Annotated in this window: 7 protein-coding genes; 1 reads left to right on the top strand and 6 read right to left on the bottom strand. The window is 70.1% G+C overall.

Translation table 11 applies throughout. The features are described 5' to 3' along the window. Positions 1-215: 215 nt before the first annotated feature. From ABZU75_RS33840 to ABZU75_RS33815, 6 genes are all read right to left on the bottom strand, one after another. Positions 216-1,223, bottom strand: coding sequence for a sugar phosphate isomerase/epimerase family protein (locus ABZU75_RS33840; protein WP_350914347.1), 1,008 nt, complete (start codon positions 1,221-1,223; stop codon positions 216-218). Between the two features lie 102 nt (positions 1,224-1,325). Continuing rightward, positions 1,326-2,576, bottom strand: coding sequence for a Gfo/Idh/MocA family oxidoreductase (locus ABZU75_RS33835; RefSeq protein ID WP_355563245.1), 1,251 nt, complete (start codon positions 2,574-2,576; stop codon positions 1,326-1,328). After that, positions 2,576-3,640, bottom strand: a complete 1,065-nt coding sequence (locus ABZU75_RS33830; protein ID WP_355563242.1) for an ABC transporter substrate-binding protein — start codon at positions 3,638-3,640, stop codon at positions 2,576-2,578. Before ABZU75_RS33830 ends, ABZU75_RS33835 begins: the two co-directional genes overlap by 1 nt. Positions 3,641-3,859: 219 nt before the next feature. After that, positions 3,860-4,867 carry an ABC transporter permease gene (locus ABZU75_RS33825; RefSeq protein WP_350914341.1) on the bottom strand — a complete coding sequence of 336 codons (1,008 nt, stop codon included), beginning with the start codon at positions 4,865-4,867 and terminating at the stop codon, positions 3,860-3,862. A 100-nt stretch (positions 4,868-4,967) separates the two neighbouring features. Further along, positions 4,968-6,476: a sugar ABC transporter ATP-binding protein gene (locus ABZU75_RS33820; RefSeq protein WP_350959531.1), complete on the bottom strand. Its 1,509-nt coding sequence runs from the start codon at positions 6,474-6,476 to the stop codon at positions 4,968-4,970. Between the two features lie 370 nt (positions 6,477-6,846). Then, positions 6,847-7,743: an SDR family oxidoreductase gene (locus ABZU75_RS33815; protein WP_355563237.1), complete on the bottom strand. Its 897-nt coding sequence runs from the start codon at positions 7,741-7,743 to the stop codon at positions 6,847-6,849. Between the two features lie 309 nt (positions 7,744-8,052). On the opposite strand from ABZU75_RS33815, the gene ABZU75_RS33810 reads away from it, so the two are divergent. After that, positions 8,053-9,111: a dihydrodipicolinate reductase gene (locus ABZU75_RS33810; protein ID WP_355563234.1), complete on the top strand. Its 1,059-nt coding sequence runs from the start codon at positions 8,053-8,055 to the stop codon at positions 9,109-9,111. The last annotated feature ends 93 nt before the right edge of the window (positions 9,112-9,204 follow it).

The raw sequence follows: 9,204 nt of genomic DNA, 5'->3' as shown, positions 1-9,204 counted from the left end.
GGGCGCCGCGCGCCCCCCACCCCCCGCGGACGGGCCGAGCCCCCCGCCCGCCACCCCCCCCCCCCCCCGGCCCCCGCGCCCCCCCGCGGCGCCTGGGCGCCCCGCCCCCCCCGTCCGGGTCACCGGCACGCCTCCTGTCACCCCGTCCGCGGAGACGTCCCGGCAGGAGAACGGCTCACCCCGGACACGCCTCCGGCACGTCGGCCCTGAGTGCCTCAATCGGAGGAGAAGGCCGCGTCGAAGGCGGCCGAGGGCGGGGTGATGGCATTGAGCCTGCGGATCACGGCCAGCGCGTCGGGGGCGCCGTCCAGGCGGTCCATGCCCGCGTCCTCCCACTCGATGGAGATCGGCCCGGTGTAACCGATCGCGTTCAGCGCGCGGAAACAGTCCTCCCACGGCACGTCGCCCCGGCCGGTGGAGACGAAGTCCCAGCCCCGGCGCAGATCGCCCCAGGGCAGGTGCGAGGCCAACCGGCCGCGGCGGCCGTCGCCGGTGCGGACCTTGGCGTCCTTGCAGTCGACGTGGTAGATCCGGTCGGCGAAGTCCAGGATGAAGCCGACCGGGTCGATCTCCTGCCACACCATGTGCGAGGGGTCCCAGTTCAGCCCGAACGCGGGCCGGTGCCCGACGGCCTCCAGGGTCCGCACCGTGCTGTGGTAGTCATAGGCGATCTCGCTGGGATGCACCTCGTGGGCGAAACGCACCCCCACCTCGTCGAAGACGTCCAGGATCGGGTTCCACCGGGCGGCGAAATCGGCGTAGCCGGCCTCGATCATCGCGGGCGGCACCGGCGGGAACATCGCCACGGTGTGCCAGATGGACGATCCGGTGAAGCCGACCACGGTGTCCACACCGAGTCTGGCCGCGGCCCGAGCCGTGTTCTTGATCTCCTCTGCGGCGTTGCGGCGAACCTGTTCCGGCTCGCCGTCACCCCAGACGCGGGCGGGCAGGATGGCCCTGTGCCGCTCGTCGATGGGATGGTCGCAGACGGCCTGGCCGACCAGGTGGTTGGAGATGGCGTGCACGACCAGGTTGTGCTTGGCCAGGATCTCCCGCTTGCGATCGATGTAGCCGTCCTCGGACAGCGCCCTGTCGACCTCGAAGTGATCGCCCCAGCAGGCGATCTCCAACCCGTCGTATCCCCAGCCCGAGGCCAGCCGGCAGACCTCCTCGAAGGGCAGATCGGCCCACTGGCCGGTGAACAAGGTGATCGGCCTGCTCATACGTCCTCCACACGGTTGATGGACCTGTTCTCACCGGGGCGTGCGCCGGGTGGCGCACCCGCGCGCTCGGCGCGCGGGTGCACCACACCGGCGACCGGCCGCTCACGTCTGCCGTACCGCTGTCAGCCGGCTCTGGTCGGCGGCGCTGCGCTCGACCGCGGCCAGCACGCGCTGGACCCGCAACCCGTCGTCGAACGACGGGGACGGCGCGGTGCCGGAGGCGATCGCCTGTACGAAGTCCTTCACCTCGTGGGTGAAGGTGTGCTCGTAGCCAAGGCCGTGACCCGGTGGCCACCACGCCCCCGCGTACGGGTGCCCCGGCTCGGTGACCAGCACCCGGCGGAACCCCGCCTCCTCGGCAGGCAGGGCGTGGTCGTGAAACCAGAGCTCGTTCATGGCCTCGAAGTCGAACGCCACGCTGGCGGCCGAGCCGTTGATCTCGATGCGCAGCGCGTTCTTACGCCCGGTGGCGAACCGGGTGGCCTCGAACGAGGCCAGCGCGCCACCGCTGAACCTGCCGATGAACAGCGCCGCGTCATCGACGTCCACCTCCCCCGTCTCGGCACCACCGCCGACGCCGGCCGACAGCCCGGCCGAGGTCTCGGCCAGCGGGCGCCGGGTGATGAAGGTCTCGGTCAGCGCCGAGACCTGCGTCAGGTGCTGACCGGTGATGAACTGCGCGGTGTCGATGATGTGCGCGCCGATGTCGCCCAGCGCCCCGGACCCGGCGAGCTCCTTTCGCAGCCGCCACACCAGCGGGAAGTCCGGATCGACGATCCAGTCCTGCAGGTACTGCGCCCGCACGTGCCGGATCTCGCCCAGCCGCCCCTCGGCCACCCAGCGGGCGGCGAGCGCGATCGCGGGCACCCGCCGGTAGTTGAACGCCACCATCGCGTAGACCCCGCGGGCCGCGGCCGCCCGTGCCGCATCCGCCATGGCCTCGGCCTCGGCGACCGTGTTGGCCAGCGGCTTCTCGCACAGCACGTGCTTGCCGGCCTCCAGCGCGGCGATCGCGATCCGCGCGTGCGAATCACCGGGGGTGCAGATGTCGACCACGTCGACGTCCTCACGGGCGATCAGCTCGCGCCAGTCGGTCTCGACCGCCGCCCAGCCCATCTGCTCGGCCGCCCGCGCCGTGCCCTCGGCCGAGCGGCCGCACAGCGCCGCCATCACCGGCCGGGCCGGCAGGTCGAAGAACGCCGGCGCGCTACGCCAGGCCTGGGAGTGCACCCGGCCCATGAACGCGTAGCCGACCATGCCGATACCCAGCCTCGGGCGTTCCCCCGCTGCCGTTCCCGACGTCGGCCCCGGTGTCGGCGTCGGTCCGGGCGCGGCCTCGTCCGCCTGAGCCATCAGGACTCGAATCCCAGCGGCAGGTAGGCGTCCACGTTCTCCTTGGTGATCGTCTCCGAGGCCAGGGTGATCGACTGGGGCACCTGGTTCTCCACCAGGTCGCTCATCCCCTTGCCCTGAGCGATCAGGCGGGCCAGCTTGATCGCCGAGGAGGCCATTGTGGGGCTGTAGGTCACCGTCGCCTCCAGCACCCCCGTTCCTTCCTTGATGTCGCGCATCGCGTTGGCCGACCCGGCGCCACCGACCATGAAGAACTCGCTGCGCCCGGCCTCCTTGATCGCGGCCAGCACGCCGATGCCCTGGTCGTCGTCGTGGTTCCAGATCGCGTCGATCTTCTTGTGCGCCTGCATCAGGTTCGCCGCGACCTTGGTCCCCGACTCCACGGTGAACTGCGCGTCCTGCTTGGCCGTCACCGCGAACCCGTACGTCTTCAGCGCGTCCTCGAACCCCTTGCTGCGGTCCTGGGTCAGCGGCAGCGTCGCGATGCCCTGGATCTCCAGGATCACCGGGTCGGCCACCCCCTTGTCCTTGAGCTTCTTGCCGATGTAGTGGCCGGCCGCGACGCCCATGCCGTAGTTGTCGCCGCCGATCCAGGTGCGGTACGACAGCTTGTCGGGGAAGACCCGGTCCAGGTTGATCACCGGGATGCCCGCGTCCGAGGCCTGCCGGGCGATCTGGTTGAGCTGCTGGCCGTCGTTCGGCAGGATCACCAGGGCGGCGACCTTCGCCGCGATCAGCGACTCCACCGCGGAGATCTGCGCGTTGATGTCGTTGGTCGGCTCGACCGGCTTGAACTCGATGTCGGAGTACTGCTTGGCCGTGGCCTCGGCGTTCTTGGCGATCGCGGCGATCCAGCCGTGATCGGCAGCGGGCGCCGAGAAACCGATGACCACCTTGTCGCCGGGCGCCTCGTTACCGCCGGTCGCGGCCGCCGGTGCCGGCGCCGTGCTTGCCGCGCCGGCCGGTGCGGCCACCTCGTTGCCGGTGCACGCCGTCACCAGCGCACCCGCACCGATGACCGCACCGCCGAGCAGGAAACCCCTGCGAGCGACGTTCTCTGTCATGACCCTGCTCCTTCTTGGGGGGAAACTTGGGGGGAAGCGTGACGCGCCCCGCGGACCCCTGACCGGTCCGCGGGACGCGGGTCCAGGCCCTGTCTGACGGATCTTGCCGCGGCGAGGACCGGCCGGCCTCTCGCAAGCCGGCGGAGGGCCGCGGTGACCGGCGGCAACGTGGCGAGACGCCGCCTGACCTCGGGGTGCGGAAGATCCAAGGGACAGGGCCTAGGTCCGTGAGGTGAGGGCGCGCCGCTGGAGCAGCACGGCCACCACGATGATCAGGCCCTTGGCCACCAGCTGGTCGCTGGTGTTGAGCCCGTTGAGAATGAACAGGTTCGTGATCACAGTGAAGATCAGCAGACCCAGGATCGATCCGATGATCGACCCGCGTCCCCCGGTCAGCAGCGTGCCGCCGATGATGACCGCCGCGATCGCGTCCAGCTCGTACAGGTCTCCGTGCGTGGAGGAACCCGTCGTGGTCCTGGCCATGATCAGAACCGCCGCGATCCCGCAGCACAGCCCTGACAGCGCGTACAGCAACACGGTGTGGCGGCGCACGTCGATGCCCGCCAGCCGGGCCGCCTCGGGGTTGCCGCCCACCGCGTAGGTGCGCCGGCCGAACGTGGTCCGGTTCAGCACCACCCACCCGGCCAGCACCACCAGCGCGAAGATGTAGACCAGCACCGGGATGCCCAGCACCCGGGTCGTCGACAGCTCCACGATCATCTCGTTGCCCTGCTGCACCAACTGGGTGCGCCGGTCGGACATCCGCTGTGCCAGTCCCCTGGCGGCCACCAGCATCGCCAGCGTCGCGATGAACGGCACCATCCGCCCGTAGGAGATCAGCAGCCCGTTGACCAGGCCCGCCCCGGTACCGACCAGCACCGCGCACACGATCATCACGAGCGGGCCGTAGGACTGGGTGGCCAGCGTGGTCGCCCACACCGACGCCAGTGCCATCACCGCGCCCACCGACAGGTCGATGCCCCCACCGATGATCACGAAGGTCATGCCGACCGTGATCACCCCGATGGTCGCGGCCAGCGACAGGATGCTCACCAGGTTGGAGGTGGTCGCGAAGGTGTCGGGCACCGTGACCAGGCCCACCACCGCCAGCAGTACCAGCGCGACCACCAGCCCGAGGTGGCGCGTCTCCCCGAGACGGGCCAGCGGGCTCACCACGACGGGTTTACGGACCGACGCCTCGACGCGCTCGTCCGAGGACGACTTCACCGGAGCCCCGCCAGGGTGTTCTCGAAGCGACGAGAGATGACGTTCATGAGGACCTGTCGGTTCCTTTCACCAGTCCCGGTGCTCCCGGTCGAGAGGGATGTCACAGGGCACTCCCTTCCATGATCATGTCGAGGACGGCGTGCTCGTCCAGCTCACCGGCATCGGCCTCACGGATGACCCGGCCCTCCCGCAGGACCAGCACCCGATCGGCCAACCCCAGCACCTCGGGCACCTCGCTGGAGACCAGCAGCACCCCGATCCCCTCATCGGCCAGCCGCCGCACCAGCGCGTACAGCTCCGCCCGAGCCCCCACGTCCACCCCCCGCGTCGGCTCGTCCAGCAGCAGCAGCTTGCGGTCGTTGAGCAGCCACCGCGCCAGCACCGCCTTCTGCTGGTTGCCGCCGGAAAGTGTCTTGACCGGCCGCTCGGGATCGGCCGGTCGGATGTCCAGGGCCCGCACCATCTCCCGCGCGTCCGCGGCCTCGCGGCGGCGGTCCATCCACCCCAGCCGCGAGTAGCGGCCCAGGCTGGCCAGGCTGATGTTGCGCGACACGCTCTGGTCCAGCAGCAGGGCCTGCGCCTTGCGCTCCTCGGGGGCCAGCCCCATCCCCAGGCGGACCGTGCCCGTCGTACCGCCCCCACGTACCGGCCGCCCCTCCAGGAGCACCTGCCCCGAGAACCTCCGCGCCCCGTACACCGCCTCGATGATCTCCGAGCGGCCCGAGCCGACCAGCCCGGCCAGCCCCACGATCTCTCCCGCCCGCACCGAGAACGACACGTCGGTGAAGACGCCGGGCACGGTGAGCTTTTCGACCCGCAGCACCTCGGCCCCCGCGACGCGTTCCGCGCGGCGCGGCGGGAAGACGTACTCGACCTCGCGGCCGGTCATCAACGCCACCACCCGCGAGGTCGGAGTCTGCTTGGCCGGCAGCCCCACCGCGACCGTGCGACCGTCCTTGAGCACCGTCACCCGGTCCCCGATCTCGCGGATCTCCTCCAGCCGGTGCGAGATGTAGACCACCGCGACCCCCTGAGCGGTCAGCTCCCGGATGATCCGGAACAGGTTGCCCACCTCGTCATGGGCCAGCGCCGCCGACGGCTCGTCCATGATGATCAACCGGGTGTCGTGCGACAGCGCCCGCGCCATGCTCACCACCTGCTTGGCCGCCGGCGACAGCCGTCCCACCTCCGTCGACGGGTGGATCTCACCGTGCCCCAGCCGGGCCAGCAGCTCCCGCGTCGCCCGCGCCGCCCTTCCCCGTCCGACGAACCCCAGCCGGGCCGGCTCGTGTCCGAGGAAGACGTTCTCCGCCACACTCAGCCCGTCCACCAGATCGAGTTCCTGGTAGATCGTGGAGATGCCGAGCCTGATCGCGGCGATCGGGCTCGACAGCCGCACGTCCGCACCGTTCAACGTGATCGTGCCCTCGTCGGGCTGATGAGCGCCCGCCAGAGTCTTGATCAGGGTGGACTTCCCGGCACCGTTCTGGCCGAGCAGGCAGTGCACCTCACCGGGCAGCACCTCCAGGTCGACACCGTCCAGGGCACGCACGCCGGGGAACTGCTTGACGATCCCCCGCATGCGCAGCAGGGGGGTGGCTTCGGACATGGGGCCTCACTGGTTCGTCGTCGGGCCGAGAGAACGTGGTCGCCGCAGGCCCCACCCGCTCCGCCAGGTGCGGCTCGATGAGCCGGTCGGGTTCGGCGCGCGAGCGCGCCCCGCACGCGGCGACCGTGGTGGCGCGTGCTCTCCGGCCGAACGGTGACCCGACTCACAGCACCTCCTCGCCCGGAGTGGGATGTGCAGAAGCTAACCCCCTTTGGCTGGGTTTGTGAAGAGCTTTTAACTAACAGTCCGTCGACTTTTGCAGGAATCAGCAAAAGTCCTGGCCCCGCCCCCGGCGCGGACAGCAGAAGGGGCGCCCCCGGTGTGGGAGCGCCCCTTGAGCCTCAGGACCGCCGGAACGCGGCGCGCGGCGTCAGAGCATGGCCTTCATGGAGGCGGTCGCCTGCCGGCCGAGAGTGGTCGGGGTCAGGTACGGCTGCTCGGCGAGGATCGCCTGCCAGTTGTCGCGGATGTCCTCCACCGTGTGGTCGTCCTGCCGCCAGCCGGGCCCCTCGGCCACGAACACCCGGGCGATCCGGCCACCGCCGACGCTGAAGACCTCGCCGCTGGTCTCACAGGCCTCGTGCGCCAGGAAGGTCACCAGGGCGCTGACCCGCTCCGCGGTGAACTTGGCCTCGAACTCGGCGGGGAGGATTTCCTCGGTCATCCGGGTCCAGGCGATCGGCGCGATCGCGTTGGCCTTGATCCCGGCCCTGGCCCCCTCGATGCCGAGCGTCTTGGTGAGGCCGACCAGGCCCATCTTGGCCGTGGAGTAGTTGGCCTGGCCGAAGTTGCCGAACAGCCCGGCGGGCGAGGAGGTGTTGACGATCCGGCCGTACCCCTGTTCCTTGAGGTACGGGAACGCCTCCCGGCTGACCAGGAACGAACCGCGGACGTGGACGGCGAGAACCTGGTCGAACTCCTCGACGCTCATCTTGCCGAAGGACTTGTCCCGCAGGATGCCGGCGTTGTTGACGACGATGTCCAGCCGCCCGAAGGCGTCGATCGCGGTCTGGACGATCGCCCTGGCCCCCTCGGGGGTCGCGACGTTGTCGGTGCTGGCGGCCGCCTCGCCGCCGTTCTTCCTGATCAGCTCGACCACCTCGGCGGCGGGTCCGGTGGAGGCCCCCGTTCCGTCCAACGCCCCGCCCAGGTCATTGACGACCACCTTGGCACCGCGCTCGGCGAGCGACAGCGCGTGCGAACGGCCGAGACCGTGTCCGGCACCGGTGATGACCGCGACCCTGCCGTCAAACCGCAGCTCTGACATCCGCAACCCTCCTACGAGAACATAATTCTAGTCTCTTGAACAATAGCTTGCTTGGCCTCGGCGGTGCCATCGCGGACGCCCCGGCCCCCCGGCGCGACCGGCGACGCCCCCGGAAGCGACCGAACACCTTCCGGATAAAGGCACCAAAATCCCCCAGAGCGGTAACCAAAAAATAGGAGATCATTGCGCATAGTAAGCGAGCGTGTTAATTTCTGCTAAAGTTTCTGCCCCATACGGGCGAGGGTCAATGATGACACCCCTCATTTTCCCAACAGGGCCCCGCCCAACAATTCGGGCTGGAGGCCCCATATGTCCTTATCGCCGCCCCTGCGCGTGGTCCAATGGGCCACCGGCGCAGTCGGCAGATACTCCCTGCGCAGCGTCATCACCCGGCCGGAGTTCGAACTGGTCGGGGTGCTGGTCTACGACCCGGACAAGGTGGGACGGGACGCGGGAATCCTCGTGGGACTCCCCGAGGCCGGCGTCGTCTGCACCGACGACGTCGAGGAGATCCTCGCCCTGGAGGCCGACTGCGTGCTGCACATGCCGCTGCCGACCTTCTACTTCGGCGGGGGTCATCCGAACGACGTGGAGACCATCTGCGCGCTGCTCGCCAGCGGCAAGAACGTCATCACCACCACCGGGTTCGTCTACCCCAAGTGCTACGGCCCGGCGGTGGTGGACCGCCTGGAGGCCGCCTGCCGGGCGGGAGGGACGTCCCTGCACGGCACCGGCGTCAACCCCGGTTTCATGAGCGACATGCTGCCGCTCACGCTGACCGGCCTGTCCAGCAGGGTCGACCACATCTACGTCCGGGAGTCGTCCGACTTCCGGGGTCACCCCTCCCGGCAGATCGTGGTGGACCTGTTCGGCTTCACCCGCTCGGCCAAGGACTACACCGCCGGGGTGCGTCCCTTCCGCGCCTTCCAGCGCTCGCTGTTCGCCGAGAGCGTCCAGTTCGTCGCCGACAACCTCGGCGTGACCCTCGACGAGGTCGAGGAGAGCGACGAGTTCGAGCTCGCCTCAGAGGAGTTCGAGATCGCCGCGGGACTGGTCAGGGCGGGCACCGTGTGCGCCTCCCGCTGGATGTTCAGCGGGCTTGTCCGCGGCCGTCCCCTGATGACCGTGGAATGTGTCTACAAGGCCGACGCCACCCGGGTGGCACGCTGGGCCGACCCCGGCTTCAGCGTCCACATCGAGGGCATGCCCCAGCTGATGCTCACCGTCAGCGAGATCTCCCACGGGCTGGCCGGCGCCGCCGCCCATGCCGTGAACTCCGTGGCCGCCCTCTGCGCCGCCCCACCGGGCATCCGTACCGCCCTGGATCTCCCCCTGACCACCGGCCGGGGCACCGTCCGCCTCGCCTGAGAAAGCCCCGAGGAAGCCCAGAGGAAGCCCAGAGGAAGCACTGCCAGGCATCGCGCGGGCGAGCCCCGCGGCAGGCCGGCCGTACGGCGACCG

The sequence above is a fragment of the Streptosporangium sp. NPDC005286 genome, from assembly GCF_040607515.1.
Classification (GTDB): Bacteria; Actinomycetota; Actinomycetes; order Streptosporangiales; family Streptosporangiaceae; genus Streptosporangium.
This window is presented reverse-complemented; position numbering and strand designations above follow the sequence as displayed.

What these genes read in the sequence shown, in the direction of transcription:
- ABZU75_RS33840 (WP_350914347.1), bottom strand. Translation starts at nt 1,223, where the DNA reads ATGAGCAGGCCGATCACCTTGTTCACCGGCCAGTGGGCCGATCTGCCC.
- ABZU75_RS33820 (WP_350959531.1), bottom strand. Translation starts at nt 6,476, where the DNA reads ATGTCCGAAGCCACCCCCCTGCTGCGCATGCGGGGGATCGTCAAGCAG.
- ABZU75_RS33830 (WP_355563242.1), bottom strand. Translation starts at nt 3,640, where the DNA reads ATGACAGAGAACGTCGCTCGCAGGGGTTTCCTGCTCGGCGGTGCGGTC.
- ABZU75_RS33815 (WP_355563237.1), bottom strand. Translation starts at nt 7,743, where the DNA reads ATGTCAGAGCTGCGGTTTGACGGCAGGGTCGCGGTCATCACCGGTGCC.
- ABZU75_RS33835 (WP_355563245.1), bottom strand. Translation starts at nt 2,576, where the DNA reads ATGGCTCAGGCGGACGAGGCCGCGCCCGGACCGACGCCGACACCGGGG.
- ABZU75_RS33810 (WP_355563234.1), top strand. Translation starts at nt 8,053, where the DNA reads ATGTCCTTATCGCCGCCCCTGCGCGTGGTCCAATGGGCCACCGGCGCA.